Consider the following 26,659-nt stretch of genomic DNA (forward strand, 5'->3'; position numbering starts at 1 on the left):
CTATTTTTAATATTATTTAAGTTCTATAAAACTAAATTGCACTAAAATAAATTGAAATGGAGAACATAAAAATACTTTGGGTCGATGATGAAATCGATTTGCTGAAACCACATATATTATTTCTGGAGAAAAAAAATTACAGCGTTACCACTTGCAATAATGGTCGTGATGCCATAGATATTTTTGACGAAAACAATTTTGATATTGTTTTTCTTGACGAAAATATGCCCGGAATGAGCGGTTTGGAGACATTATCTGAGATGAAAGAGAAAAAATCTTCCATTCCGATGATAATGATTACCAAAAGTGAAGAGGAATATATAATGGAAGAAGCCATTGGTTCCAAAATCGCCGATTATCTTATCAAACCCGTAAATCCAAATCAGATTTTGTTGAGTTTAAAGAAAAACTTAGACCATTCCCGATTGATTTCTCAAAAAACGACTTTGGATTACCAAAAAGAGTTTCGAAAAATCACTATGGAAATGGCAATGGTGAACTCCTATGAAGACTGGGTGGAATTATACAAAAAACTTATTTTTTGGGAACTTGAGCTAGAAAACATCGATGATCAAGGAATGATTGAAATTCTTGAATCCCAAAAGATTGAAGCCAATTCACAATTTGGAAAATACATTGAGCGCAATTATGAAGATTGGTTTGCACCAAAAGCTGACAAACCGATTCAATCCCATAATTTATTCAAAGAATTAGTCGTACCAGAAATTCTAAAAAAAGACAAACCAGTTCTTTTTATTGTAATCGATAATTTACGTTACGATCAGTGGAAAGCATTTGAAAGTGTTGTGGGCAATTACTACAAACTCGAAAAAGAAGTTCCTTATTTCTCTATACTTCCTACGGCTACACAATATGCCAGAAACGCCATATTCTCTGGATTGACGCCACTTGAAATGGAAAAACAATTTCCGCAATATTGGAAAAATGACCCGGAAGAAGGAGGTAAAAACTTATATGAAGCCGAATTTTTAACTGCTCAAATTAAACGCCTACGACTGGACTTAAAAGAAGATTATTTCAAAATCACCAATTTGGCCGGAGGAAAAAAACTCGCCGAAAGCTTTAAATCACTAAAAGACAATGATCTTGTAACTGTGGTTTACAACTTTGTTGATATGCTTTCACACGCCAAAACCGAAATGGATGTGGTAAAAGAACTGGCTTCTGATGATAAAGCCTATCGTTCCTTGACTTTGAGTTGGTTTAAAAACTCTCCATTGTTGGAAATTATTCAACAGGCACAAAAATTAGGATTTAAATTAATTCTAACTACCGATCACGGTACAATCAATGTGAAAAATCCATCGAAAGTAGTAGGTGATAAAAACACCAGTTTGAATTTACGTTATAAAACAGGACGCAGTTTAACTTACGAATATAAAGATGTCTATGCGGTAAAAGAACCTAAAAATATCGGTTTGCCTGCCATAAATATGAGTAGTTCTTATATTTTTGCAAAAAATGATTTGTTTTTGGCTTATGTAAACAACTACAATCATTATGTGAGTTATTACAAAAACACCTATCAGCACGGTGGAATCTCATTGGAAGAAATGATTATTCCTTTTCTGGTTTTCAATCCGAAATAAAAAAAGAAGGCAGTTTTCAGTTATTAGTTAGCAGTTATTATGCTGAAATAAAAATTGAAAACTGCATTTAAAATTATAATTCATAACTGAATAAAAGAATGACAATCACATTTTCTATAGAACAACTTGCAGAGGTTGCTCAACAAATTTTAGATCAAAATCCCAATAAAGTAATCCTTTTCAATGGAGATATGGGCGTTGGTAAAACAACACTAATCAAACAGCTTTGTAAAACATTGGGCGTAAATGATGCAACCAGCAGCCCTACGTTTTCTTTGGTCAATGAATATCAAACAGACAATAATCAAACAGTTTATCATTTTGATTTTTACAGATTAAACAAAGAAACGGAAGCGCTGGATATGGGTGTAGATGATTATTTATACTCCGGAAATTGGTGTTTTATTGAATGGTCTGAAAAAATTGAGAATTTGATTCCGCTACAACACACCGTAATTACAATCGAATTACAGCCAAATGGTGAGCGTTTATTAGAATTAAAGTAATTGAATAATGAGTTTAGATACCAATAAAGTCGAAATCATCCCTTTTTCCATTGAATTAAAGGAGCCTATAAAAATCTTAAATTTAGAATGGCTTCATAAATATTTTAAGGTCGAACCTAAAGATGAAAAAGTATTATCTGATCCTCAAGGCGAAATAATAGACAAGGGCGGAATGATTTTTTATGCCCAATACAACAATAATATTGTTGGGACGGTTTCTTTATTAAAAATAGATGATGCTACATTTGAATTAACAAAAATGGCTGTTTCTGATGGAAATCAGGGATTAGGCATTGGTAAAAAGCTGATGGAACATTGTTTGAATGAGGCAAAAGAGAACGGAATTCAAAAATTGATTCTGTATTCCAATAGAAAATTACTTCCTGCGATACATTTATATGAAAGTTTTGGTTTTACTGAAATTCCTGTCGAAGAAGGTGTTTATGAAAGAGCCGATATCAAAATGGAGAAAATATTATCTTAATTCTGCTGTTTTAAGATAATCAAAATAAGTTGCAAGACAAACACAGGAGTTCTATACCCCTTGAATTTGGTACTAGTAAAACATAATACTTTGAATCTTTTTTGTAAATTGTACCACTAATTACATGAAATCAATGTCTCTAAGTCCATTCACAAAAGAACAATTACTGCCTCAAGAAGAAAAACTAGAAATAGCTAGACATAAAAGCCAACTTTTTATAGGAATTCCAAAAGAGACCAGTTACCAAGAAAGACGCATTTGCCTTACACCTGATGCCGTGAATTCTCTTACCTATCAAGGACATAGAGTAATGATTGAAGCTGGAGCTGGTGTAAGTTCCAGTTATACAGACAAAGAATATAGTGAAGCCGGTGCCGAAATTACTCAAGACACCAAAAAAGTTTTTGGCTGCCCAATGCTTTTAAAAGTAGAGCCACCAACAGTTGCCGAAATCGAGATGATGAATCCAAAAACAATTGTTTTATCTGCGATTCAATTAAAGACAAGAAAAAAATCATACTTCGAGGCTTTATCCCGAAAAAAAATAACCGCACTTGCTTTTGAATACCTAAAAGATACTGATGGCTCATACCCTGCCGTAAAATCATTGAGCGAAATTGCAGGAACTGCTTCAATATTAATCGCAGCAGAATTAATGATTACCAATGAATTCGGAAAAGGATTATTATTTGGTAACATTACAGGAGTTGCCCCAACCGAGGTAGTGATTCTTGGAGCCGGAACTGCTGGAGAATTTGCAGCCAGAACCGCCATCGGACTTGGAGCAAGCGTGAAAGTTTTTGACAATTCAATAACTAAACTTCGTCGTTTACAAAACAACTTAAACCAACGTATTTTTACTTCAACCATTCAGCAAAAAGCGCTACTCAAAGCTTTAAGACGCTGTGATGTAGCTATTGGTGCTATGAGAGGAGCAGAACGATGCCCAGTTGTAGTAAGCGAAACCATGGTCGAGCACATGAAGAAAGGTGCCGTAATTGTTGACATCAGTATTGACACTGGAGGATGTTTCGAGACATCTGAAGTTACAACCCATGAAAAACCAACTTTTATAAAAAATAATGTTTTGCACTATTGTGTACCCAATATTCCTTCTCGTTACTCCAAAACAGCTTCGCTTTCCATAAGTAACATTATCACTCCCTATTTATTACAAATTGCTGAAGATGGCGGTATCGAAAGTGCTATACGCTGTAACCCAGGTCTAAAAAACGGTATTTATTTATATCACGGAATACTTACCAACAAAGCCATTGGCGATTGGTTTGATTTACCGGATAACGATATTAATTTAATTGTTTTTTAACTAAACTTTCCCATACCTTTGCGCAAAAATTAAAACATGAATTTCATACAACGTTTTGCTTACTATTTGGTAGGTTTGATAATGGGTTTATTTGTAGTTGCAGCTATATTCAGCGGAAAAGATACTCGTTGTAATTATTTCCCAAATGCCAGAGTTTTGAAGGATTTAAGTAGTAAACCTTTTTTCTATTCCGATAAAGCATCTCTTATCTTATCTCAAAAATGGATTGACACTACTGATATTAAAAATACACTTAAACTTGGAGACGTCGATTTTGACCAAAGTAATGTTCCCTACAAAAAAGGAAAACTATACATTATTGAAGGCAAAACGAGAAAAAATCAAGAAATCATAATCAAAGTGATTAACTACGAGAACAAAGCTGTTCTTGAAGACATCAATAAAAAATAAGCATATCAAACTCTTCCACCCGAAGAGTTTTTTTTTGCTCAAAACTTTTATTCATAAAAAAACCATAATTCAAATCAATGAATTATGGTTCTATATTTATCGCTATTTAGCGATTTAACTTTAATTATCTTTGTGCCAAATAAGCCAAAACGTTTTTCTCAATTCTTTCATTAATATTCGAGATATCAGCTTTTACAAACTTCTCGCCAAGAATATTTTCATACAATTCAATATATCTATCCGAAACAGTTTCAATATATTCATCAGTCATATTTGGAATTTGTTGACCTTCTAAACCTTGAAAACCATTTTGGATCAACCAACGTCTTACGAATTCTTTAGACAATTGTTTTTGCTCTTCCCCTTTGTCTTGTCTTTCTTGGTATCCTTCAGAATAGAAATAACGAGAAGAATCTGGAGTGTGAATTTCATCAATCAATACAATAACACCATCTTTAGTTTTTCCAAATTCGTATTTTGTATCCACCAAAATCAAACCACGACTTGCAGCGATTTCAGTTCCTCTTTGAAATAAAGCACGTGTATATTTTTCTAAAACCAAATAATCTTCTTCGGTAACAATTCCTTTAGCCAAAATATCTTCGCGAGAAATATCAGCATCGTGTTCTCCGTTATCCGCTTTTGTAGTTGGTGTGATAATCGGTTCTGGAAATTTGTCATTTTCTTTCAAACCTTCAGCCATTGTCACTCCGCAAATTTGTCTTTTCCCAAGAGCATATTCACGCGCTGCATGTCCAGAAACATATCCACGAATCACCATTTCGACTTTGAAAGGCTCACACAAATGACCAACAGCAACACTAGGATCTGGTGTGGCAATTAACCAATTTGGTACAATATCTTGAGTCAATTCCATGAATTTTGTAGCAATTTGATTCAAAATTTGTCCTTTGTATGGAATGCCTTTTGGTAAAACTACATCAAATGCAGATAGTCTATCAGTAGCTATCATTACAAGTAAATCGTCATTGATATTATAAACTTCCCTTACTTTTCCGCGATACACTGATTTTTGATTCGGAAAATTAAAATTGGTTGTGGTAATTGTATTGCTCATTAGTAGTGTGTTGTTGTTATTTTTATGGATGCAAATTTAAAACTAATTAATAGAGAACGCAAACAAAACCAAAAGTTCTATTTACAAGCCAAAAGCCCATTTGTATATGAACTGATTGAAGCTTTCAGCCTATTTAGAAGAAACACTTAATCCTTCCAAAATTTCAGTTAAGTACTTGGCTACTCCATCTTCATTATTGGTTGAAATCACTTCTAAATGAGGTAATTTACTTTTTAAATTTTCTGGTGCATTACCCATTATTAATCCAATTCCTGTTGCGTCCAACATTTTCTCATCATTAAAACCATCACCAAAAGAAATGGCTTCTTCAAATGAGTAACCTTCTTTTTCAAGAATCTTAGCAATTGCAACACTTTTATCCACCGATTTATCCATAAACTCTAAACAAATAGGTAAACTAAAAGCATGACTAAACACATCCGAATGATCTTCAAGAATTTTATCTCTCAAATCCACTAATTTCTGATGGTCATCATGGGTAAAAAATATTTTTATAGCGCTATAATCATCCAATGCTGCAAAATCAACCACCTCTGGAGGATATGCCAAATCTTTTTGGAAAGCATTTAGTTTTTTATTCGTTTTTGAGGTTTGCCAAACAGTCTCCTTGAATAAAACCGTTGTAATCTCTGGATCTATATCCAATGATAAAATCGATTTGACTGCATCTCCTTCTAAGTTAAAAGAATACAAAAGTTCTTTTTTTGGTGAATGGATTCTTGCTCCATTTGAAGTCACTAGATAAATAGGGAGTTCCAAACTGCTAACTATTGCCATAGCATCCATGTGATGACGTCCTGTTGCCACAATAATCAAATAATTTTGCTCATGCAGTTCTCGAAAAACAGATTTGGTATAGGCTGATATTGTATGATCTGAGTTTAGTAATGTTCCGTCTAAATCACTAATTACTACTTTAATTTTTTGTTTCGACATTTTTTGTTTCTTTTTCATTTTTTAGTCTTTCCAAATTTATTGCATTTCAATAAGATACCCAAAAAGTTACCCACATATAAACCGCTTTTAACTTAATTATATCGATATGCTAACTTTAATTGAAAAATCAAACACAGAACTAAGAATCTTCTTTATTTCACAAAGAAAAAGGAGAAACTCTGTAATTGAGTTTCTCCTTTTAATTTGATTATTACTTTTCATCATTAAATTTTAAACTAAAAAGTAGTCTAACTTAATAATCATTGTTTTCAATTTGTTTGTAAGCATCAATCACTTTTTTCACCAATCGATGACGTACAATATCCTTATCATCAAGATAAATAATCCCAATTCCATCTACATCTTTTAAAACCAATATAGCTTCTTTAAGTCCGGAAATTGTTCTTCGAGGTAAATCTACTTGACCAGGATCACCAGTAATCATAAACTTGGCACTTTTTCCCATACGAGTCAGAAACATTTTCATTTGCGAATGCGTTGTATTTTGTGCTTCATCCAAAATTACAAATGCATGATCTAAAGTTCGTCCACGCATAAAAGCCAAAGGTGCGATTTGAATAATTCCTTTTAAGATATAATCTTCCAATTTTTCATTGGGCAACATATCTCGTAGTGCATCGTATAAAGGTTGCATATAAGGATCTAACTTTTCTTTCATATCACCGGGAAGAAAACCTAGATTTTCACCAGCTTCAACTGCAGGTCGGGTTAGAATAATACGCTTGACTTGTTTTTCTTTTAACGCTTTTACAGCCATCGCAACACCCGTGTAGGTTTTTCCGGTACCAGCTGGTCCAACGGCAAAAACCATATCATTTTTTTCCATAGTATCCACCAACAGCTGTTGATTGGGTGTCATAGGTTTAATGATTTTTCCACCTACGCCATGAACTAGAATTTTGTCATGACCAAAAGTTTTTCTGTCGTCCTGATCGTCACTTTGAATCACTCGTTCGATTACATTATCATCGATAGTATTGTATCTAGTGAAATGCAACATCAGGCGCTGAAACCGCTTTTCAAATTCATCTAAAACATCTTTGTCTCCAAAAGCTTTAAGAGTAGTGCCTCTTGCGACAATTTTTAGTTTTGGATAATATTTCTTAATTGACTCTAGGTGTGAGTCGTGAGTGCCCCAAAAATCTTTTGGAGCAATGTCGATGAGCTCGATGATTCTTTCGTTCAAAATAAGAAGTTTTTAAGTTAATTAATTGAGTTAAATCAATTTCAATATTTACGCTGCAATATTTATATTACAGTTTTTAATTTCTAAATCGGTAAATAACACTAAAAAACATCTTTCTAGAATCTGGGTCGTTCTAGTTCTAAATTATACGTTAGCTTTTAATTTTTTTAACATAGATTCATTCAAAAAATCGGAAGCTTTAATACATAAAATTTCACAAAGATTGTCTTTAAAAAGTAATTCAATCTCAGTTCCATTTATATCCATAGCTATAACAGCTTCAATTTTTTCTTTTTCAATTTCGCCTGATTTACCTGAAAAATTCGATTTATCTGTTGTGGTATTTGACAAATCGTTCTGGCTAAAACAATGCAGGCTACAAAAGAAAAGAAATAAAATAACAATAAACTTAGGCATAAATTTTTGTTTTTAATTCTAATTAAATTCTGTTCAAATAAAGTATAAAATACTTTAGCTTTGCATTTCTCAAATTTAAGAAAAAATAAGTTTCAGACGCTACAAAACCCAATAGTTATAAACAATTTTATGTCAATAATTACCCTTACTACCGATTATGGCTTGAAAGACCACTTTGTTGGTGCTTTGAAAGGGAAAATATTATCTGAGTATTCTGACGCTACAATTATTGACATTTCTCATTACATAGATCACTTCAATACTGTCGAAGCCAGTTATATCATTTCGGCCTCCTATGACAGCTTTCCAAAAGGAACTGTTCATATAATTGGAGTCGATTTAGAATCCAACAAAGAGAATCAACATATTGCAATGCAATGGAATGATCATTTCTTTATTGCAGCTGATAATGGAATTTTAAGTATGCTTTCGCAAAAGATAATTCCTCAAAAAATAGTAGCAATAACCATTCATGATCGGCTTCATAATGACGCTACAGATTTGGATGTTTTTGTCAAAGTAGCTTGTCATATTGCAAAAGGAGGAGTTCTTAACGTAATTGGGAAAGAAATTAAAAGCTTGAAACAAGTAACCGATTTACAAGTGACTCTTTCCGATGACGGAAATCAATTGAAAGGAAATGTAGTTTACATTGATCATTTTGGGAATGTGGTGACCAATATTTCTAAGAAACAGTTTTTGGAATGTGCCAAAGGACGAGATTATGAAATTGAGTTCAGAAACCATCCCATCACAAACATCTTACCTTATTATTCTGCCATCGCCAGTTCGGATAAATATCCCATAAAATATTATGAAGGAAAAAAATTAGCCATTTTCAATGAAGCTGGCTTTCTTGAAATTGCCATTTTTAGAAGTAATCCATTAACTGTAGGTTCTGCAAGTACATTACTCGGACTTAATTATAGGGATGTGATTTCGATAAGGTTTAAGAGTTAGGATTACAGGCTTTAGAATAAGAAAATAGAATGTCGTTTTTTAAAATTGAGATCATATTTTTTGCATTAAATAAAATATAAACATGTTTGTACGAATAGTAAAACTGAGTTTTCACGAGGAAAATATTCCTGCTTTTCTTGAAAACTTCGAATTAATGAAAGATAAAATACGAAATGCTTCCGGAAATCGTTTTTTGGAACTGTACCAGGATAAAAACAACAAAAGCATTTTCTTTACTTATAGTTATTGGGAAACCGAAGATGACTTAGAAAACTATAGAAATTCAGAGCTTTTCAATACTGTTTGGACATTTACTAAACAATTGTTCAATGCAAAACCAGAAGCCTGGAGCGTCGATAAATTAGTAAGTTTACAGTAAGTAGATTTCAGTTTTCAGACTGCAATTTCAGATTAAAAAACTTAGTATATTTGCGCCTTTGTGGCAAATAAATGATTAAACAAAAAATAAATGAAGTCAATCGTATTTCGCGAAATAAAATCCTTTTTTGGTTCACCAATCGGATATTTGGTAATTGCCCTTTTCTTAATTGGAAACGGATTATTCCTTTGGGTTTTCGAAGGAGATTATAATATTCTAAATACAGGTTTTGCCGATTTAACACCATTTTTCACCTTGGCTCCATGGATTTTAATTTTCTTGATTCCAGCAGTAACCATGCGTAGTTTTTCGGATGAAAAAAAACAAGGAACACTTGAATTATTGCTTACAAAACCAATTAGTCTTTGGGAAATTGTAAACGGAAAATTCTTAGGAGCTTTTCTATTAATCATAATGGCAATTATTCCAACTTTCATTTATGTGAAAGTAGTTTGGAATTTAGGCTCACCCGAAGGAAATCTTGATTTAGGAAGTACTCTTGGATCTTATTTCGGATTGATGTTCTTAATTGCAGCTTATTCTGCTATTGGAATCTTCACTTCATCTGTTTCAGAAAATCAGATTGTATCATTTATCATTGCTGTTTTTCTATGTTTCTTTTTCTATTTTGGTTTTGAAGGATTGGCTACAATTTTACCTAGTTTTTCTTCTATTATTTCCTATTTCGGAATGCAAGATCATTACAAGAGTATGAGCCGAGGAGTTATAGATACTAGAGATGTAATCTATTTTATTAGTATTGCTGTTCTTTTCCTTTCTTTCACAGTCTTTAATTTAAAATCTATTAAATCGTAATGAAAGCATTCAATATAAAAAACGCCAAATCTTTATTGATTACTGTTGCGGTTGTATTCCTTTTGAACATCATTAGTAATTTCTTTTTTCATCGTTTTGATTTAACTCAAGACCATCGCTATACCCTATCCCCTACTACCTTAAAGATTCTGAAAGACGTAAAGAATCCTTTATCTATAAAAGTGTATTTGCAAGGAGAATTGCCTGCGGAATTCAAAAGACTGCAATTGGAATCCAAACAATTGTTAGAAGAATTTCAAGCCTATAATTCTAATATTATCATCGAATTTGTAGATCCTTTGGAGAACAAAGACGAAAGTATGGATAATATCAAAGAATTGTATAGAAAAGGCTTAACGCCAATAAATATAACTGTTGACGACAAAGGAAAACAATCCCAATCAATGGTTTTTCCTTGGGCAATTGCTGTTTACAATAATAAAGAAGTCAATATTCCGCTGTTGAAAAACATCATGGGAACAAATACCACTCAAAAAGTAATTGGATCTGTTCAACATCTTGAATATTCGATTTCGGATGGAATCAATAAAATTTCCAAAGACAAACAAAAGAAAGTTGCCATCATAAAAGGAAATGGAGAACTTCAGGAACGACATATTGCAAAATTCCTGATGCAAGTACGTGAAAGTTATTTCATCGGTCCTTTTACCTTGGATTCAGTTGCAAAAAATCCAGAGGGAGCTTTAAAGTCATTGCAAAATTATGATTTGGCTGTCATTGCCAAACCAACCGAAGCTTTTACCGATGAAGAAAAACTGGTTTTGGATCAGTTCATCATTCACGGAGGAAAAACCCTTTGGTTAATCGACCAAGTCAATGCCGAAATGGACAGTCTTTACAATCCTTCGGGATCGACATTGGCATTTCCAAAAGACTTAAATCTAAATGATATGTTCTTCAAATATGGAGTTCGCATCAATCCTGATTTGGTCAAAGATGAACAAGGAAGTCCTATAAAACTTGCCAGTGGAGAACAAGGAAGCGGAACACAATATCAGGATTTCAACTGGAAATTTGCTCCTCAGGTATATCCTATCAGCAAACATCCAATTGTAAAAAATCTGGGAGGTGTCAAATTTGATTTCGCCAATGCAATGGACACTTTGAAAAACGGAATTAAGAAAACGGTTTTATTACAGTCTTCTCCTTATTCCAAAAAAATAGGAACTCCCGTAGAAATCAGCCTGAATATGGTTTCCGAACAAACTTCCCCAGCTGATTACCTCAATAAAGGAAATATTCCGATGGCCGTTTTGTTGGAAGGCGCTTTTCATTCCATGTTTGAGAATCGCATTTTGCCTTTTGAAGAAAAATCATTTCAAGCCAGTGGAAAAGAGAACAAAATGATTGTGATTTCTGATGGTGACATTATAAAAAATCAATTGGATAAGACAGGACAACCTGTAGAATTGGGCTACGACCAACGATCTGGGAATTTATACGACAACAAAGATTTTATGATGAATTGTGTCAATTATCTATTGGATGATACCGGACTTATTAACATTCGAAGCAAAGATCTTGATTTACCATTATTGGATAAAGAAAAAGTGTATGAAAACTATACCTTTACTCAATTCATAACTATCGGGCTTCCAATCTTAATTTTGCTTGTGTTTGGCCTCGGATTTACATTCCTTAGAAAAAGAAAATACAGCAAATAGATGTTAATAAAAAATTTGCAATACTAGAATAGTTTACAATATATTTGTAAAGTGTATTCTAAATTTTAGTTCAGAAAAAGCACACCATTAAAAACAAAACAATACAGATGAAATTTATAGTATCGAGTTCGTACTTATTAAAACAATTACAAGTTTTAGGTAGCGTTATCAACAGTAACAATACTTTACCAATCTTGGATAACTTCTTATTTGAATTAAATAATAACGAATTAACTGTTTCGGCTTCTGATTTAGAGACTACTATGTCTGCTACATTGGCCATCGACTCAAAAAGTAAAGGAAGTGTTGCAGTACCTGCAAAATTATTATTGGAAATCCTTAAAACCTTTCCAGAACAACCCTTAACTTTTACAGTTGAAGAAAACAGCACTATAGAAATTAGTTCCAATTCAGGAAAATATGCTTTGGCGTATGCTCCAGGAGAAGAATTTCCAAAATCAGTAAACTTAGAAGAGCCATCAGTAACTTTGGTTCCTGCAGATGTTTTGGCTACTGCTGTCAGCAAAACCATCTTCGCAGCAGGAAACGACGATTTACGTCCAGTAATGTCTGGAGTTTTCTTCCAATTTTCTCCAGAAGGTTTGATTTTTGTGGCAACAGATGCACACAAATTGGTAAAATACGCCCGCACTGATGTAAAAGCATCTCAAGTTGCAGAGTTCATTATGCCAAAAAAACCTTTGACTATTCTAAAAAGTATCCTAAGCACCTCAGATGCTGAAGTAAAAATAGAATACAACGATTCGAATGCTACTTTCTCTTTCGACAACTACATTTTATTATGTCGTTTAATCGACGGAAAGTACCCAAATTACGAAGCGGTTATCCCAAAAGAAAATCCAAACAAATTAATAATGGATCGTTCTCAATTCTTGAGTTCTGTGCGTCGTGTTGCTATTTTCTCTAACAAAACTACACACCAAATTCGTTTGAAAGTTGCCGGAGCTGAATTGAACATTTCTGCAGAGGATATCGACTATTCAAACAAAGCTGAAGAAAGATTGACTTGTGACTACCAAGGAGACGATATGCAAATCGGTTTCAATTCCCGTTTCTTGACAGAAATGCTGAACAATCTACAATCAGACATGATTATGCTTGAAATGTCATTACCTAATAGAGCTGGAATCTTAACCCCAATAGATGGACTAGAAGAAGGCGAAACAGTAACAATGCTTGTAATGCCAGTAATGTTAAACAGCTAGTTACCTTAAAATACTAAACTAACCAAAACCATTTTTATATTTGAAAAGACCAAAATTCTTAACCGAGTTTTGGTCTTTTTTTTGAACTAAACCTGACTGATTGCTTTATTAATCCTTTTTCTTGCAAAGACGCGAAGACGCAAAGTTTAAAATCTTTTCTTTGCGTCTTCGCGTCTTTGCGAGAACCAATTACGGAAACTTCTAAATCACCCCCATTTTCTTCATCAAGAAAGTGGCGCTTTTATTTTTGCAAATGCCGTCGCGAAGGGTGTAATCAAAATGCAGTTCGTCATTGCTGATTTCGACTTCAAAACATTTATTGGTAAGAATATCTGGGAACTCATTCGTAGTTAAACAAACTTCAATATCGTGTGTGGCGATGGCTCCGATTGCCTTTTTTGCAATTACTTTTTTGACTACTTCGATAGTTCCATTTCGTTTATCATCCGAGTTTGTACCTCGCAAGATTTCGTCCAAAAGAACAAACGCAGGGTTTCCTTCTAGCTCGTCCATAATTTGCTTCAAACGCTTGATTTCTGCAAAGAAATACGATTCACTATCGGATAACGAATCTGAGAGTCGCATAGATACTAAAACTGGCAAAGGATGCACATTGGCCTGACTCGCACAAACAGGAGAACCCATTCCAGCAAGTACCATATTTATTCCCAAACTACGCAGGAAAGTACTTTTTCCAGACATATTCGAACCAGTCAGAATCATAAACGATTGTGGCTGAAACTTCACCTCATTCCCTACTCTAGTTGCTGGATTTAATAAAGGATGACTTAAATTGGAGAAATCAATCTCATAATTGGAATTCAACTTTGGATACACAAAATCGGAGTTATTATAGGCAAAATTTGCTAAGCTATTGAGCATTTCAAATTCTCCTATTACTTCCAACCATTCTTCTAAAACTTCAGCATGTTCTTTTTTCCATGCTATCATGGATTTCAAGACGTGAAGATTAAAAAGAAAAGTACCATTGAACAATATAGATGTTACAAAATTTCCAATACTGTCCATCTTTGAAAATAACTCGGCCAACTTCTCAAGATGAACACTCGCTTTCTGATTTTGAAAGTTTAGTTTTTGCTGTAAAGCGATTAATTTTTCAGATTGGAAGCTTTCATTTTCAATTTTTCGCACCAATAAACCGTATTGACTTATAATCACATTGATATTATCAGCCTGAGCGATTTCCATTTTGATGCGTTTTACAAAACTCCCTAAAATGGTCAAATTACAAACAAACAAAAATGAAAAATAAGAAAGGAAAATAATACTTGAAGTTATTAAATACCCCAAAAAGGAACTTAAAAGCAATGCTGGAAACAAATAGGAAATAAGCACAGCTGCTTTTGACAAAGGCTTGCTGTTAAAGACACTCCATTGTAATAAGGTTTTATAAAATGTTTCATTATCCTGTCCAACTTTGGCAACAGCCAAAAACTCCTGACGCCAATCTAACTTTTCTTTTAGTTCTTGAACTGCTTGATGATTTTTTAGTATTTCTTCATTTGGCAAAAGTGTTAACAACTGTTTTGCTAAGGTTTTTTTACCAATAAATGTGGCAGTTCTATTCAGATTTTGAAATAATGAATGGTCTCCAAAAATATCCAAATCATAAGCATACGGATGATGAAAATCATTGAATTCCAATCCGTTTTCAAAAGGAATTGATTTTCGCTCCAAATAGGTTATTTCGTTTTGGTTGATTTCAATCAAAGCCTTTTTTATCTTTTTCTGAAAAGATAGTTTCGAGTGGATTCGCATTAAAATAACAAAACCAGCGAACAATACAACTGCCGAAATGGCAAAGACTGATTCACTGGTTTTTATGTAATAAAATAAGCTTCCTAAAAAAAGTAAAACACTTATAAGCCTTATAAAACTAATACTATTATATCTCTTATTGATTGCCTTTAACTGCTCAGAATAATTTTGACTATTGCCTTTGTATATTTCCATCGTTTGTTTTAATGATATACAAATGTAGGGAATATCAATTTCAATGGCAATGCAATTTCAATAGCAATAGCAATGGTAATTTCAATAAAAATACAATCTAAGTACTGAAATCTGAAATCTGCCTTCTGAATTACTCTTCCTCATGCATTGCTAATACTGGCACAATTGAAATATTTGATAATTTTTGGGTCAGACTTGGGCTGAACAACTCGGAAAAGAAGTTTCGTTTGTGGGTTATCATTGCCAAAATATCGATGTTTTTATGGGATACAAAATCCATGATGTTTTCTTTGACCAGATCACTATTGACAACTGAAAATTTAACGGGTTCATTTTCAAACTCTGTTTTCCATTGATTAATTGTTTCCTCTGAAACATCTGACTTACTAGTTTTTACATATAAACATTTTACAACAGCAAATGTTTTTTTGGCAATTTTAATGACTTGTTTTAATGGCTCTTTGTCTTTTTCCCTAAATCGGGTTGTGAAACCAATGGTTTTTATTTTTTCAAATTGGGCTTCAGCGGGAACGCTTAGAACGGGAACCTCTACAGCCGAAACGACTGCCCCAGTATTAGAACCTATAAAAAAAGATTCCCAACCTGTCGCACCAGAAGTCCCCATTACAATAAAATCGATTTTTTCTTCCTTGATGACTCTTTTTATCGCATAAATCAAATCACCATCCATGAGTTTGTGACTTAGCTTAATATGGTCTAGGTGTTTTTTCTTGGCCAGTTCCCTCAGTTTAGGAATTTCTTCTTTGAACATATCAAATTGTGCCAATTGCAAAGAATCGAAAATATCATAATAGTTATCAGGAATAAATTGATTGTCAACAATGGGCAATTCGAAAGTATGCAGTAGCAACAGTTCTCCATTTACAATTTTTGCAAATTCTAATGCATGGATAAAAGCATTATTGGCGACTTCAGAAAAATCGGTGGGGAATAAAATCTTTTTCATTTCTATATGAATTAAGGTTTAATTTTTTGATAAACGATTCTGCTTACTAATTCAATACTCTTACAAAACTAACTGCATGTCTCTTCTTTTAAGTAGTTATCTCTCGTTTTGCAGTTTGCGTGAGGGATAGCAGGAAGCTACCGAAGTAGCCCGAATAGCCCGACCCAGTTGAGCAAAGGGGCGTATAAGCGGCTCTATACATAAGCCCCTTTGCTCAACTGGGGCACGCCCAAATTATTTTACAATTGATAATTTTAATGAACGGACAAAATTGGAATACTTATATTAAATGTCAACTTTTTTGAAAGACTTATCTGAAAAAGTTTGTCAAAAAAACCTCTGTGTCTTTCATGAATGGCAATCATGTCTATTTTATTTTGATCTATGAAATTTAAAATTGCGCCTTCAATATCATTACCCAAAACGGAATGAAAAGCAACATTATGCTCTTTGAAAACGTTTTTGAAATCGACTACAAAATCGTCTGTATAGACTGTGTGCAGTGGCTTTACGTTCAAACAATCTACGTGTGAGTGAAACACATTGGCCAAAGCCACCACTTTTTTTAATGGTTCTATGTCGTCCATATGAAATCTTGTATTAAACAATATTTTTTCAATAGGTGAATAAATGCATTTTTCTGGAATGGCCAAAACTGTGGTATTGCACTCATTCATTATTTTTGTGGCAATTGTCCCTAAAAACACTTCTCGCAAATGAGTTATGCCTTTGGTCCCCATAACTATAAAGTCAATATTTTCCTTTTCGGAAAGTTTAACCACTTCCTTCACTAAATAACCTTGTATAAGAACGTTTCTCATCTTTATATGTCCCAGATTATTTTCTTCGGCTATATTTCGCAAAAGAGGAACCTCGTCTTTGTAATTTTCGAAATCATTTAGCTCTTCATATTCATAAATATCCTGCAAGTAGATCGAAACATCCAAAAAAGCAGGTGAATCTAATTCATAAACATGCAAAGTAATAATTTCGGCATTTATGGCATCGGCTAGTTTTAAGGCGTAAATAAAGGCATTTTTCGAAACTTCTGAAAAATCTGTCGGGAACAATATTTTTTTCATACACTTAGTAATTTACTGAATATCAATAATCTATATAAAGTTACAAAACTTATAAAAACAAAGTATGATAATTGTCAATTTGATTCCTATTTAATAAAAAAATAACATAAAATGCATTGATTTCGAAGACTTGTAGGGTGGTAAGATTTGCTTACTTTTGCATAAATTTTTTGTTATGATCCAAAACGATTCTATAGTTGCTCTAGCCACTCCTTCTGGAGCAGGAGCCATTGCCGTAATTCGAATTTCTGGCGAAGATGCCATTACTATAGGACACTCGGTTTTTCGATCCATAAAAAACAAAGATTTAACAAAGCAAAAAACCCATACACTACATTTGGGTCATATTGTTGATGATTCAAAAACGCTTGATGAAGTTTTAGTTTCAATTTTTAAAGGCCCAAATTCTTATACAGGCGAAAATACTATTGAGATTTCATGTCACGGTTCTACCTATATTCAGCAGCAAATTATTCAGTTATTATTGCGAAAAGGATGCCGAATGGCGGATGCTGGTGAATTTACCCTTAGAGCTTTCCTTAACGGAAAACTAGATTTATCACAAGCCGAAGCCGTAGCCGATTTGATTTCGTCAGACAATGAAGCTTCGCACCAAATTGCAATGCAGCAAATGCGTGGTGGTTTCTCTAACGAAATTGCTAAACTGCGTGAGGAATTATTGAATTTTGCTTCGCTCATTGAACTCGAATTGGACTTTGCCGAAGAAGATGTAGAATTTGCAGACAGAACCCAATTTCACGAATTATTAAACCGAATTGAATTTGTCCTTAAACGATTAATCGATTCGTTTGCCGTTGGTAACGTAATCAAAAACGGAATTCCTGTGGCTATTGTTGGTGAACCGAATGTTGGAAAATCGACTCTGTTAAATGCTTTATTAAACGAAGAACGCGCCATTGTTTCGGAAATTGCTGGAACTACCCGCGATACGATCGAAGACGAATTGGTGATAGGCGGTATTGGTTTTAGATTCATCGATACAGCTGGAATACGCGAAACTGCTGATGTGGTTGAAAGCATTGGGATTAAAAAAACGTTCGAAAAAATCGAGCAAGCTCAGGTTGTAGTTTTCCTTTTTGACAGCTCTGAGTTCAAAGTTTCTGGACTAAAATTAAAAGTAGAATTAGAAAAAATAAAGAATCAGTTTCCGTTGAAACCATTAGTTATTATCGGTAATAAAGCGGATAAACTAACTGATGTTGAAAGCAAAAATATCAAAGCCGAAATTCCTGAAATTTTACTGATTTCTGCTAAAGAAAAACTAGGCGTTGATGAACTCAAGAATCAACTTCTTTCTTTTGTAAACACAGGCGCTTTACGTAATAACGAAACCATCGTCACCAATACCAGACATTACGATTCACTACTCAAAGCATTGGACGAAATTCAGAAAGTAAAATTCGGACTTGAGACAAATCTTTCCAGTGACCTTATGGCACTTGATATTAAAGAAGCTTTGTACCAGTTCGGTATGATTACTGGACAGGTTACAAATGATGAGTTGTTGGGGAATATATTTGCAAATTTTTGCATCGGAAAATAGCAAAACAAAACATCACAAAACAAGAACAAACAAACGAGTTAAAGTATTGATAAACAATATTTTAACTCGTTTTTTACTTCCTTTTTATCTTGGATATTATGTAATGTTTTGCTTAAATTTGTACCTCTATTGTACCTCAACATTTTGAGGTACAAAAAATATTTTTTTTGGCCAAATTATGGCACATGTAGACACACATAGTCACAGTGGGACACTTAAAGTCACATTTCTATGAGTACAAACATTAGGATTGCCCGCATTTGTGAATTCTGTAAAAATGAATTTACAGCCCGCACCACAAAAACACAGTACTGTTCGCTAAAATGCAGTAGCAGAGCATACAAAGCAAGGACAAGACAGTCAAAAATTGACGAAAGTAACAGACAGACTGAAATTGCCCAACATCCACTTCTTGAAGCGGTAAAAACAAAAGATTTCTTGAATATAAATCAGGCCAGCCTTTTGTTCGGAATAAGTAGAAGAACAATCTACAGGATTATTTCCAGAGGAGAGCTCGATATAGCCAAATTTGGATCGCGCACAGTAATCCGCAGATGCGATATGGATAACTTTTTCTCTCTTCCGCTGGAGCAGTCAATGCTTCGTCCCGTTCAGGAATTTCCAGGGCTAGAAAAATGTTATACAATTACACAGATACAACAAAAATTCGGAATATCTCCTGGAGCTTTGTATATGATGATTCAAAGACATGGAATAGCAAAATATTCTGTAGGTAAATTTAACTATGTAGCCAAAAAAGATATTGATATTATATTTAATGCAAGAGAAGATGAGAAAGAGTAATGTAACCTTAAGACAGAAAGCATTGTCAACGGGAAAAATATCCCTGTATCTGGATTTTTATCCACCTATATTGAATAAGAAAACAAATCAATACACAAGACGTGAATTTTTGAAAATATACCTTTATAAAAAACCTAAAAATCAATTTCAAAAAAATGAAAACGTTCAAAACCGTAATAATGCGGAAATGATTTATATACGCAGGCAAAATGAGTTAAGCAAAGATCAAATATATTCTACATTTGAAAAAGAACAACTGGAATTGCAAAGGATTGGCCTTGGTTCATTTTTAAAATATTTTAAAAAACTGGCAGATAAAAGAGAAGGCATTAGTTTCCAAATTTGGAATTATTCCATTATTCACTTCGAAGCCTTTTTAAAAGGACAAGATATTTGCTTTAAGGATGTCACAATAACATTTATCGAAGATTATAAAGACTATTTATTGACTGCTAAAAGCCTTAAGAAAAATGGCAATACTTTGTCAAGAAATACAGCATTGTCGTACCACAATAAAGTTAAAGCAACTCTAAAAGCTGCTTATAAAGAAGGAAAATTGAGGACTGACATTAATGCTGGTGTTGATTCTATAAAAGAGCAAGAATCACAACGTAACTTTTTAACCATTGAGCAGGCAAAAAAGCTTTTTAGTACACCTTGTTCTAATGAAATTATTTATAAAATCTCAAAATTTTCCCTTTTAACAGGCAATAGATATTCCGACATAGCGAAATTAGAATGGTCTGAAATTGAACATATTGAAAATGATGGACATTATGTACGGTTTAAACAGAAGAAAACTGAAGGTCTGCAGACAATGCCTATATCGGATGAAGCTTTTGAAACCTTAGGAGAAAGAGGGGAACCACATGAAAAAGTCTTTCATGGTCTGAAAAAATGGGACATGTATAGAGTCCTACCTGTCTGGCTAGCACGTGCTGGGATTATTAAACATTTTACTTTTCACTGTTTTCGTCATAGTTATGCAACTTTACAATTATCTGCCGGAACTGATATATTCACTGTATCGAAAATGCTAGGACATAAAAACGTAAAGACGACGCAAATTTATTCGCATATAATTGACAAGAATAAAAGAGCAACCACTGCTAGAATAAGTCTTAAATAAATACACAAAAAAAGACATCACTTTTTAGTGATGTCTTTAATTTAATTATATCATGACTGATTTACTTTGACAATTGCTTAATCTCAGCATCATACTGTATCTCAACAATCGTTTTAATACGGCCGGATTTAACCCAGTCTAACAATTCTGTTTTGCAAAAATAGAGTCTTTTCCCTTGTTTGTTAACAGGAATTTCGTTCTTGCATACTTTGGTGTAAATTGTAGCAACTGCTAGCTTTAATAGTTTAGATGCCTCTTCAATAGTTAAAAGATCATTCTCAATATTCCTATTACTTTGGGGACTTTCTCTAATCAGCTTCTCAATGTTGTCGATTTTGGCATCTAATTTTCCAATAATATCGGGAAGATCTTCAAATGTAAATTGTTTCATAAGATTAATATTTTCAAAAATTGAGCTCCCTATTTTAGTTAAGTATGAACAAAATAAATCTTACTGCCTTGAGTTTTTCTTAACGATGGTTCATACTTAATGTATCCATATTCACTCAACTCACGAACACATTTGTAATAGGTATGTGCAGAGGAAATCCTAGCAATTGGAGTAACTTCGTGTTTAAATACTTTTATGGGATTTATAAAACCCTTACCTGCCCTATATTGAAGTAAGGCTGCATATATTGCAATATGGGTCGTACCAATACGGAAATCTTTTTCAATGGCTAAAAAAAAATCTGATAAGGGTTTTAAATTATCCATAGTTAGTTATATTGAATTGGACTGTTTTTTTCTTTTGGTTTTGGTCTTCTCCCCTGCTTGGGAGGGTTCCGAATCAATGTCATTTTTTTGCTTTTCCCCTTTTGAGTTGGACTCTTTTTCAGATTCACTTTTTTTTTGGTCTTTACTCTCTCGATTATTGATTCTTTGCAACCCTGCATCGTAAACATTAACTGTTTTGAAATGGGGATTGGCTTCGACATATTGTTTCTTATCAATGCCATCAATAACAAAGGTAACAGACTGCACGTTTCCCTTTTTGAGCGAATTCAACAGATCGCCCTTGTACTTTTCGTTTTCCAGTTCTTTAATTGGGTGTTTTCCTAGACTCGCTTCAAGGTCATAGCCATAATTTTGATGGTAATGATTCAGCTTAAAATTACCCTTGTCATCAGCCTCCTCCTTAAAGTTCATTTTAATCCAGGCGTTGTAAAGTTCTCCATCTTTATTTTTAAGATCCTTATTTACCGAACGGCCTTCCATCAAATTGTAAGCTTCCTTAGCGGTAATATTATTGTCTTTATTGATATAGAAAGTTTGACTCAATGCTTCCTTAGACTGTTCTTTCTCAAGAGTAATTTTAAAGGAATTAAAAAAATACATTTCACTCTGATCAGACTTCTTAAAATTCAATATGGCAGACACAGTGTCATTCCCATATTTCACATTATGATTAAGTGTGAACTCCGTTTCTCCTTTTTCAATTTTTTCCTTTAATGCATTTTCCATTCCTTCACCAAAACCAGTGAATTTAATTTGATCTTTTAAGTATTCGAAATTTTTCTCGTTCATGATAATTATTTTTTAAATTAATTCTCTTTCTATAAGCTAGTCAATACCTCGAAATGGTCCAGTTCTCCATTTTTAACATCAAGCTCAATGTCTCTTCCTCCGTTCTTTTCAATAAGCTGAACAGCAAAGTACTTTTTTTCTGGAATTGTAAACTTGGGCAATGCAATTACAACAGTAACCTCCGACTCATCAGGGATTGTCTTCACATCCGATGTAGCAAACAAAGGCAGGATTTCTATTTCTTGGGATGCCGTTCGTTTGGATTTTTTTTGATCACGAATAAAGAAACGCAACTGATCAATATCGTAATTAATTCTTGATGCATTACAGAGTACTAATCTGAAATACATAACATCTTCATGAATGAATATACCATTGACCTGAAGCCTGACGTAGAATCGATTCTCATTTAAACCTTTGATTTTTTTCTTCTTTGACAATGCCAAGGAAGCATACTCTTGAATTTGCTTTTGGTTTTCCTTTTCAGATAAAAACAATACCTCTTGATTAGAATCTTTTGACCTGCCTTCAACAATATTTAAAATCGGACAATGTTCCTCATAATTTAAAACATAGCTATACAGTTTACCATCCGCTGTTACAACTGTGAGATTCGTTTGCGCAAAATTTGGTTGCCCCGCTTTTATTAGCAAAATATTTTCAACTCCCTTGGCTTTTTGAACCAAAACTTCCCCACTACCCCTATCCACACTTTTAATGGCATATGGAAAAACAATGCTTGTTGTTTTAGAATACCCAATTTGTAAATCGCTGGATTCAATTGTAGAACGTTTATCATCTTTGTTCTTAAACTGTGCAAATCCCGAAAGTGTATTCAAGATAAGACAAGCCATAAACCATAAAATACTATTTTTCATATTTTTATTTTTTAGAGTTATTTAGAATTCTTTTGTTTCTCATCATAAAGCAACACTTGATACCCCGCTTTTACAACTACTTTAATAAGTTTGACCTTTTTACTCATAAGGCTTTTAGCCGCCTCGATACCCATTCCTGCAGCCTGTGCTCCCCAAGAATCATCTAGACTTGCTACTCCCAAAGCCTGTATGGAGCGATCAGCTGAAGCTTTGGCTACATCCCTGTTAATTGCGCCTGGAATATATATCCCACCAATACCATCCATGTCATATACGGATAGCTCTACTGGGAATAAGGAGTTCTTATATTTTATGTTACTAATTTTAATTGCCAATCGTTCTCCTTTTAAAGAGGCTATACCAAAAAGAAAACTATTCTTTGGAATTTGTACCCCTCCTACGAAAACATCATGACTCAAACGTAATTTAATGGTAGCACCATCAACTATAGTTTGCGTTTCATGGACAACAGCCTCCAACGCATTTTGCGCATCTGTGGAATTTGAATCTTCTTCAAAAGAAAAAAAAAAATTATGTTTTACTGTGACTCCTTGATCACGACTACGAGTTTGAGTAGATCCCTGCAGTAAAGAGACATTATCTTCGCTGTGTTTTTTATCGACTGAAAACTCATTATTTTTTTGATTTATGGAAGACTGCCTTAACTTTTCTTCAACACGGGCAGGATGTTGAATGTCTAATATATTCTCGAGCATCCCCCCTAATTGCTTAAGTTCTGGGTCAGGCTCTTGTGGTTGATTCATGGCTGTCATCATTTGCTCTAGACTTTTCACATCTCCTGATGGCATACTTGAAGATCCAGAATCTTCAAATTCACTCATATCTTGATCTTGCCCTATTGGAGATGGAGGCTTACTGATTGCCTCTTGAAGAGCTCGTAATTTTTGATACACCTTCTCTTCATTTGGATCTTTAAAGGAATTTGTATTTAAAGCGCTTCTACCCCGCTTTATTTTTTTATAATCAGGTAAGCTATCAGTACTAAATGATTCCTCCCCTTTCAAAAATGTGTCTTCCGAATAGTTGGGATCTTTCCTTATTTGTTCCTGCAATTTCATAGAATCTTGTGCAGCCTGGTCGTAGTAACTCATCTTATCTAAATCGGAGTCGACCTTGAATTTGGGTTCGGGAAGATCAATGTTAAAACCTCCTTTCTCTTCAGGACCTGCACTAACCAAATTTATTTTTCCTCCGCCAAGAGTCCAAAATAAAAGGGTAATAAAAGGTAATGTCAACGCGGGTAAAATCATAAGCATCTTACGCTGCTTTAATTCTCTTAATGATACTGTTTTTTGTTCCATGTTTTAATTTTTACAATTCGATTTATAATAATTTTCAATAAAAACAAGGCTGTCCATTAGTCCTGGTCGTAACCCAATAATACTGTCGAAGGCCCTCTTCCCAATTGGGCTTCTGCCGAGACTGTCCAAATACATTCTAAACCGAGCGATTCTTTCAAATTCCTTTTGGCTTATTGGAAATGGTTTAGGATTAAGAACAAAGGATTTGCCAATTGCATCCATAGGTTCAGAAATGGGGATGATCTTGATACAGTCTTTGGCTGTATTAATAAAGCTTCTTGAAATACCATAAATGCAAATACCTCCAGCTAGAATTACAAATAACCCTAATGAACACACCAACTTTTTTTTAGAGAGCCTTGATGCTATATCACTCATCTTTTTAGACCATTTGTCTTGGACAAACAAATAGAACTTCATGGGTATATCAAACCTGCTATGGCTATTTTCAACACTAATTATTGGTTCTTTTTTGAGCTTTTTAAATAGAGTCCACATCATTGTATTATTTTCTGTTTTCAACCTTTAAATCCCTGTTTTCAATGGTATTCCAATGTTCTATTAAAAACCCATGCGGGTTATTATCGCTTCGGGAAACATTGCGTAAAGCACCTTCAGTGATAAGACTACGGTCTAAAATGCTGGTAGTACGTATAATTTTCTGCTTGGAGTAACATTTAAAGTGATACGGATATTTGTTAATATCAAAATTGATACTGTCAACAGTAATCGTCTGACTGATGTTCCCTGAAATGATTCCTGAATAGTATCCGTTCTCTTTTAGGTTATCGTAAATTCTTTTGGCACTCTCATCTGCCAAATAAAGAGCTTTAGTTACATTATCCTTTATTACTTTATCATCCGGATCAAGGGTGAAAAAGTATTTATGAAAAGTCATTACATGATCTCTTGCCTCAACAGGGATATTGTCTTTTCGGTCAGAAGAATAAGCTTCAATTGCTTTACCGTTCGCTAAAATATAAACCCTATCTTCCATCACCGTTAGTGCACTAAAACTGCTGTACAATGTGTAACAGCAGATAATAATACACCCAACAACAACCAACATTGTAAATCCTCTCACATAACGGAACGCCGTATCTATATTTTTCATTTTAGTAAACATGTCTCTATCCGTTTTAGTTTATTTAGTATTCCCTTTTAGTCTATCTCCCATATAATTTCCTTTATCTTCAAAATATGGGGAAGCTTGAGAAGAAGAAGACATACTTTGGGACATTCTCCCCGCTGCATTCCCCATCGAGTCCAGCACCATGCTTGCTCCCTGAGTGGTTCTGGCGACTACAGAAGTGGTAGAACTACCAAAAACACTGGTTACTTTCTGTCCTAAGGCTCCACCACCTGCCGCATGGACAATATAATTTGCTACAGAAGGAACCGTAAAATAGCCTACAATACCAATAATCATAAAAATGAGATAGGCCATGTCTGTTCTACTGAAAAATGTATCACCATAATTATTAACTTGCACTATATCAATCTCCAGCATCTTCTCTTGTATTTTTCCTATAATACTTCCGAAAATATTGGCCACTGGCAGCCATAAATAAATATTGATATATCGGGCCAGCCAGACCGTCAGTGTGTGCTGGAATCCGTCAAAAACAGCAATCCCAAAAACAAGTGGTCCCAAAACAGAAAGTACCACAAGCTGAAATGTTCTTAAGGTATCAATACATAAGGAGGCTGCTTCGAAGAGTACTCGCAAGACCTCACTCATCCATTCTTTTACTGAATTTCTAAAACTATATGAGGCCTTTGACATAGCAAATTTGATATCGTTTCCTACTCCATCAATCATTCCTTCTTCCTGCGGATCCGCATTATCGTGAGTATACTTGTACCAACGATCTTGATTACCATCACCCGATTCTCCAATGTACATTTGCCAGGCATTGGTACTTTTAATGGCTTCCTCTTTTCTTTGAAGTAATAAAGCAATTGCCTTATTGGAACCATCAACCATTGCAGCTGTTGCCGTCACTGTCGGTTTCATAACTCCATTAATCATATAAAGCACCGATGGAAAAATCATAATACAAAAGCCAATCACAAAAGGGCGGAAAAGTGGATAAAAATCAATAGGTTCCGCATTGGCAATATGCCTCCACACTCTCGAACCGATATACCAAATCGTGGCAAAACCTGCAATTCCCTGTCCCACTCCCAATAAATTATTACACAACGGCATCATCTCATCATAAAGCTGATCCAATATCATATGAAGACTGTTCATTTCATCCCCTACACTTTGTGCATGGCTCGCAATAGGCAATAGTAGTGCTACAGAAGCAAAAGCCACTGTTTTAATAAATTTTGACATGTCTT

28 protein-coding genes are annotated in these 26,659 nt (G+C 34.0%); 13 read left to right on the forward strand and 15 right to left on the reverse strand.

Annotated features, from left to right (window positions below):
* Positions 1 to 56: 56 nt before the first annotated feature.
* The 5 genes from porX to J2W95_RS11125 all read left to right on the forward strand — a co-directional run bounded on the left by porX (position 57) and on the right by J2W95_RS11125 (position 4,338).
* A complete protein-coding gene (porX, locus tag J2W95_RS11105) occupies positions 57 to 1,610 on the forward strand; it encodes a T9SS response regulator signal transducer PorX (protein ID WP_310006932.1) in 1,554 nt (517 codons plus the stop codon).
* A 98-nt stretch (positions 1,611 to 1,708) separates the two neighbouring features.
* Positions 1,709 to 2,116: a tRNA (adenosine(37)-N6)-threonylcarbamoyltransferase complex ATPase subunit type 1 TsaE gene (gene tsaE / locus J2W95_RS11110; RefSeq protein ID WP_310006934.1), complete on the forward strand. Its 408-nt coding sequence runs from the start codon at positions 1,709 to 1,711 to the stop codon at positions 2,114 to 2,116.
* A 7-nt stretch (positions 2,117 to 2,123) separates the two neighbouring features.
* The gene (locus J2W95_RS11115; protein ID WP_310006936.1) at positions 2,124 to 2,600 is read left to right on the forward strand and encodes a GNAT family N-acetyltransferase; all 477 of its coding nucleotides are present in this window, start codon (positions 2,124 to 2,126) and stop codon (positions 2,598 to 2,600) included.
* Positions 2,601 to 2,733: 133 nt separating this feature from the next.
* On the forward strand, positions 2,734 to 3,927 hold the full coding sequence (locus tag J2W95_RS11120; RefSeq protein WP_310006938.1) for an alanine dehydrogenase: 1,194 nt from the start codon (positions 2,734 to 2,736) through the stop codon (positions 3,925 to 3,927).
* A 36-nt stretch (positions 3,928 to 3,963) separates the two neighbouring features.
* Positions 3,964 to 4,338 (forward strand): DUF4258 domain-containing protein, encoded by a 375-nt coding sequence (locus J2W95_RS11125; RefSeq protein WP_310006939.1) that lies wholly within the window; start codon positions 3,964 to 3,966, stop codon positions 4,336 to 4,338.
* A gap of 124 nt (positions 4,339 to 4,462) precedes the next feature.
* On the opposite strand, the gene J2W95_RS11130 is transcribed toward J2W95_RS11125, so the two are convergent.
* From J2W95_RS11130 to J2W95_RS11145, 4 genes are all read right to left on the reverse strand, one after another.
* Complete coding sequence (locus tag J2W95_RS11130; protein ID WP_310006941.1) at positions 4,463 to 5,416, reverse strand: phosphoribosylaminoimidazolesuccinocarboxamide synthase; 954 nt, start codon at positions 5,414 to 5,416, stop codon at positions 4,463 to 4,465.
* A gap of 129 nt (positions 5,417 to 5,545) precedes the next feature.
* Entirely contained in the window at positions 5,546 to 6,391 is an 846-nt protein-coding gene (locus J2W95_RS11135; RefSeq protein ID WP_310006943.1) for a Cof-type HAD-IIB family hydrolase, read from the reverse strand.
* 235 nt (positions 6,392 to 6,626) lie between these two features.
* Positions 6,627 to 7,580, reverse strand: a complete 954-nt coding sequence (locus J2W95_RS11140; protein ID WP_310006945.1) for a PhoH family protein — start codon at positions 7,578 to 7,580, stop codon at positions 6,627 to 6,629.
* A 144-nt stretch (positions 7,581 to 7,724) separates the two neighbouring features.
* Positions 7,725 to 7,997 (reverse strand): hypothetical protein, encoded by a 273-nt coding sequence (locus J2W95_RS11145; protein ID WP_310006947.1) that lies wholly within the window; start codon positions 7,995 to 7,997, stop codon positions 7,725 to 7,727.
* A gap of 129 nt (positions 7,998 to 8,126) precedes the next feature.
* Here J2W95_RS11145 and J2W95_RS11150 point away from each other — a divergent pair, with 129 nt between their 5' ends.
* The 5 genes from J2W95_RS11150 to dnaN all read left to right on the forward strand — a co-directional run bounded on the left by J2W95_RS11150 (position 8,127) and on the right by dnaN (position 13,063).
* Positions 8,127 to 8,957 (forward strand): SAM hydrolase/SAM-dependent halogenase family protein, encoded by an 831-nt coding sequence (locus tag J2W95_RS11150; RefSeq protein ID WP_310006949.1) that lies wholly within the window; start codon positions 8,127 to 8,129, stop codon positions 8,955 to 8,957.
* Between the two features lie 82 nt (positions 8,958 to 9,039).
* Positions 9,040 to 9,336, forward strand: coding sequence for a putative quinol monooxygenase (locus J2W95_RS11155; protein WP_310006951.1), 297 nt, complete (start codon positions 9,040 to 9,042; stop codon positions 9,334 to 9,336).
* A 90-nt stretch (positions 9,337 to 9,426) separates the two neighbouring features.
* The gene (gene gldF, locus J2W95_RS11160) at positions 9,427 to 10,152 is read left to right on the forward strand and encodes a gliding motility-associated ABC transporter permease subunit GldF (RefSeq protein WP_310006954.1); all 726 of its coding nucleotides are present in this window, start codon (positions 9,427 to 9,429) and stop codon (positions 10,150 to 10,152) included.
* Complete coding sequence (gene gldG, locus J2W95_RS11165) at positions 10,152 to 11,837, forward strand: gliding motility-associated ABC transporter substrate-binding protein GldG (RefSeq protein WP_310006956.1); 1,686 nt, start codon at positions 10,152 to 10,154, stop codon at positions 11,835 to 11,837. The genes gldF and gldG overlap by 1 nt, the downstream gene beginning before the upstream one ends.
* A 107-nt stretch (positions 11,838 to 11,944) precedes the next feature.
* The gene (dnaN, locus tag J2W95_RS11170) at positions 11,945 to 13,063 is read left to right on the forward strand and encodes a DNA polymerase III subunit beta (RefSeq protein ID WP_310006958.1); all 1,119 of its coding nucleotides are present in this window, start codon (positions 11,945 to 11,947) and stop codon (positions 13,061 to 13,063) included.
* Between the two features lie 201 nt (positions 13,064 to 13,264).
* Here dnaN and J2W95_RS11175 read toward each other — a convergent pair whose 3' ends face one another.
* The 3 genes from J2W95_RS11175 to J2W95_RS11185 form a co-directional block, all read right to left on the reverse strand.
* Positions 13,265 to 15,037: a MutS-related protein gene (locus J2W95_RS11175; protein ID WP_310006960.1), complete on the reverse strand. Its 1,773-nt coding sequence runs from the start codon at positions 15,035 to 15,037 to the stop codon at positions 13,265 to 13,267.
* A gap of 130 nt (positions 15,038 to 15,167) precedes the next feature.
* Entirely contained in the window at positions 15,168 to 16,004 is an 837-nt protein-coding gene (locus tag J2W95_RS11180) for a universal stress protein (RefSeq protein WP_310006962.1), read from the reverse strand.
* Between the two features lie 254 nt (positions 16,005 to 16,258).
* Positions 16,259 to 17,086 carry a universal stress protein gene (locus J2W95_RS11185; protein ID WP_310006964.1) on the reverse strand — a complete coding sequence of 276 codons (828 nt, stop codon included), beginning with the start codon at positions 17,084 to 17,086 and terminating at the stop codon, positions 16,259 to 16,261.
* Positions 17,087 to 17,261: 175 nt separating this feature from the next.
* Here J2W95_RS11185 and mnmE point away from each other — a divergent pair, with 175 nt between their 5' ends.
* The 3 genes from mnmE to J2W95_RS11200 all read left to right on the forward strand — a co-directional run bounded on the left by mnmE (position 17,262) and on the right by J2W95_RS11200 (position 20,583).
* Positions 17,262 to 18,650, forward strand: a complete 1,389-nt coding sequence (mnmE, locus tag J2W95_RS11190; protein WP_310006966.1) for a tRNA uridine-5-carboxymethylaminomethyl(34) synthesis GTPase MnmE — start codon at positions 17,262 to 17,264, stop codon at positions 18,648 to 18,650.
* A 231-nt stretch (positions 18,651 to 18,881) separates the two neighbouring features.
* Positions 18,882 to 19,454 (forward strand): helix-turn-helix domain-containing protein, encoded by a 573-nt coding sequence (locus tag J2W95_RS11195; RefSeq protein WP_310006970.1) that lies wholly within the window; start codon positions 18,882 to 18,884, stop codon positions 19,452 to 19,454.
* Positions 19,441 to 20,583, forward strand: coding sequence for a tyrosine-type recombinase/integrase (locus tag J2W95_RS11200; RefSeq protein WP_310006972.1), 1,143 nt, complete (start codon positions 19,441 to 19,443; stop codon positions 20,581 to 20,583). Before J2W95_RS11195 ends, J2W95_RS11200 begins: the two co-directional genes overlap by 14 nt.
* Before the next feature lie 61 nt (positions 20,584 to 20,644).
* Here the strand turns inward: J2W95_RS11200 and J2W95_RS11205 are convergent, their stop codons facing one another.
* Genes J2W95_RS11205 through traJ form a run of 8 tightly spaced genes read right to left on the reverse strand, consistent with a single transcriptional unit; the run spans position 20,645 to position 26,654 of the window.
* A complete protein-coding gene (locus tag J2W95_RS11205; protein WP_310006974.1) occupies positions 20,645 to 20,974 on the reverse strand; it encodes a helix-turn-helix domain-containing protein in 330 nt (109 codons plus the stop codon).
* A gap of 38 nt (positions 20,975 to 21,012) precedes the next feature.
* On the reverse strand, positions 21,013 to 21,300 hold the full coding sequence (locus tag J2W95_RS11210; RefSeq protein ID WP_310006976.1) for a hypothetical protein: 288 nt from the start codon (positions 21,298 to 21,300) through the stop codon (positions 21,013 to 21,015).
* Positions 21,301 to 21,306: 6 nt separating this feature from the next.
* Positions 21,307 to 22,110 (reverse strand): hypothetical protein, encoded by an 804-nt coding sequence (locus J2W95_RS11215; RefSeq protein ID WP_310006978.1) that lies wholly within the window; start codon positions 22,108 to 22,110, stop codon positions 21,307 to 21,309.
* A gap of 29 nt (positions 22,111 to 22,139) precedes the next feature.
* A complete protein-coding gene (gene traN, locus J2W95_RS11220; RefSeq protein ID WP_310006980.1) occupies positions 22,140 to 22,988 on the reverse strand; it encodes a conjugative transposon protein TraN in 849 nt (282 codons plus the stop codon).
* A 17-nt stretch (positions 22,989 to 23,005) separates the two neighbouring features.
* Positions 23,006 to 24,265 (reverse strand): conjugative transposon protein TraM, encoded by a 1,260-nt coding sequence (gene traM, locus J2W95_RS11225; RefSeq protein ID WP_310006982.1) that lies wholly within the window; start codon positions 24,263 to 24,265, stop codon positions 23,006 to 23,008.
* Between the two features lie 48 nt (positions 24,266 to 24,313).
* The gene (locus tag J2W95_RS11230; RefSeq protein WP_310006984.1) at positions 24,314 to 24,832 is read right to left on the reverse strand and encodes a hypothetical protein; all 519 of its coding nucleotides are present in this window, start codon (positions 24,830 to 24,832) and stop codon (positions 24,314 to 24,316) included.
* Entirely contained in the window at positions 24,816 to 25,424 is a 609-nt protein-coding gene (gene traK / locus J2W95_RS11235; RefSeq protein WP_310006987.1) for a conjugative transposon protein TraK, read from the reverse strand. Before traK ends, J2W95_RS11230 begins: the two co-directional genes overlap by 17 nt.
* A gap of 30 nt (positions 25,425 to 25,454) precedes the next feature.
* A complete protein-coding gene (traJ, locus tag J2W95_RS11240) occupies positions 25,455 to 26,654 on the reverse strand; it encodes a conjugative transposon protein TraJ (protein WP_310006989.1) in 1,200 nt (399 codons plus the stop codon).
* Positions 26,655 to 26,659 lie beyond the last annotated feature (5 nt).

The sequence above is a fragment of the Flavobacterium granuli genome, from assembly GCF_031456055.1.
Lineage (GTDB): Bacteria > Bacteroidota > Bacteroidia > Flavobacteriales > Flavobacteriaceae > Flavobacterium > Flavobacterium granuli_A.

Bases quoted from the DNA above. Each gene is read 5' to 3' on its own strand.
- J2W95_RS11180 (WP_310006962.1), bottom strand. From the start codon at position 16,004: ATGAAAAAGATTTTATTCCCCACCGATTTTTCTGAAGTCGCCAATAAT.
- traN (WP_310006980.1), bottom strand. From the start codon at position 22,988: ATGAAAAATAGTATTTTATGGTTTATGGCTTGTCTTATCTTGAATACA.
- J2W95_RS11205 (WP_310006974.1), bottom strand. From the start codon at position 20,974: ATGAAACAATTTACATTTGAAGATCTTCCCGATATTATTGGAAAATTA.
- dnaN (WP_310006958.1), top strand. From the start codon at position 11,945: ATGAAATTTATAGTATCGAGTTCGTACTTATTAAAACAATTACAAGTT.
- porX (WP_310006932.1), top strand. From the start codon at position 57: ATGGAGAACATAAAAATACTTTGGGTCGATGATGAAATCGATTTGCTG.
- J2W95_RS11120 (WP_310006938.1), top strand. From the start codon at position 2,734: ATGTCTCTAAGTCCATTCACAAAAGAACAATTACTGCCTCAAGAAGAA.
- tsaE (WP_310006934.1), top strand. From the start codon at position 1,709: ATGACAATCACATTTTCTATAGAACAACTTGCAGAGGTTGCTCAACAA.
- J2W95_RS11215 (WP_310006978.1), bottom strand. From the start codon at position 22,110: ATGAACGAGAAAAATTTCGAATACTTAAAAGATCAAATTAAATTCACT.
- J2W95_RS11210 (WP_310006976.1), bottom strand. From the start codon at position 21,300: ATGGATAATTTAAAACCCTTATCAGATTTTTTTTTAGCCATTGAAAAA.
- J2W95_RS11150 (WP_310006949.1), top strand. From the start codon at position 8,127: ATGTCAATAATTACCCTTACTACCGATTATGGCTTGAAAGACCACTTT.
- J2W95_RS11145 (WP_310006947.1), bottom strand. From the start codon at position 7,997: ATGCCTAAGTTTATTGTTATTTTATTTCTTTTCTTTTGTAGCCTGCAT.
- gldG (WP_310006956.1), top strand. From the start codon at position 10,152: ATGAAAGCATTCAATATAAAAAACGCCAAATCTTTATTGATTACTGTT.
- J2W95_RS11155 (WP_310006951.1), top strand. From the start codon at position 9,040: ATGTTTGTACGAATAGTAAAACTGAGTTTTCACGAGGAAAATATTCCT.
- J2W95_RS11130 (WP_310006941.1), bottom strand. From the start codon at position 5,416: ATGAGCAATACAATTACCACAACCAATTTTAATTTTCCGAATCAAAAA.
- traJ (WP_310006989.1), bottom strand. From the start codon at position 26,654: ATGTCAAAATTTATTAAAACAGTGGCTTTTGCTTCTGTAGCACTACTA.
- J2W95_RS11135 (WP_310006943.1), bottom strand. From the start codon at position 6,391: ATGAAAAAGAAACAAAAAATGTCGAAACAAAAAATTAAAGTAGTAATT.
- J2W95_RS11125 (WP_310006939.1), top strand. From the start codon at position 3,964: ATGAATTTCATACAACGTTTTGCTTACTATTTGGTAGGTTTGATAATG.
- gldF (WP_310006954.1), top strand. From the start codon at position 9,427: ATGAAGTCAATCGTATTTCGCGAAATAAAATCCTTTTTTGGTTCACCA.
- J2W95_RS11200 (WP_310006972.1), top strand. From the start codon at position 19,441: ATGAGAAAGAGTAATGTAACCTTAAGACAGAAAGCATTGTCAACGGGA.
- J2W95_RS11195 (WP_310006970.1), top strand. From the start codon at position 18,882: ATGAGTACAAACATTAGGATTGCCCGCATTTGTGAATTCTGTAAAAAT.
- J2W95_RS11175 (WP_310006960.1), bottom strand. From the start codon at position 15,037: ATGGAAATATACAAAGGCAATAGTCAAAATTATTCTGAGCAGTTAAAG.
- J2W95_RS11185 (WP_310006964.1), bottom strand. From the start codon at position 17,086: ATGAAAAAAATATTGTTCCCGACAGATTTTTCAGAAGTTTCGAAAAAT.
- J2W95_RS11115 (WP_310006936.1), top strand. From the start codon at position 2,124: ATGAGTTTAGATACCAATAAAGTCGAAATCATCCCTTTTTCCATTGAA.
- traK (WP_310006987.1), bottom strand. From the start codon at position 25,424: ATGAAAAATATAGATACGGCGTTCCGTTATGTGAGAGGATTTACAATG.
- traM (WP_310006982.1), bottom strand. From the start codon at position 24,265: ATGCTTATGATTTTACCCGCGTTGACATTACCTTTTATTACCCTTTTA.
- mnmE (WP_310006966.1), top strand. From the start codon at position 17,262: ATGATCCAAAACGATTCTATAGTTGCTCTAGCCACTCCTTCTGGAGCA.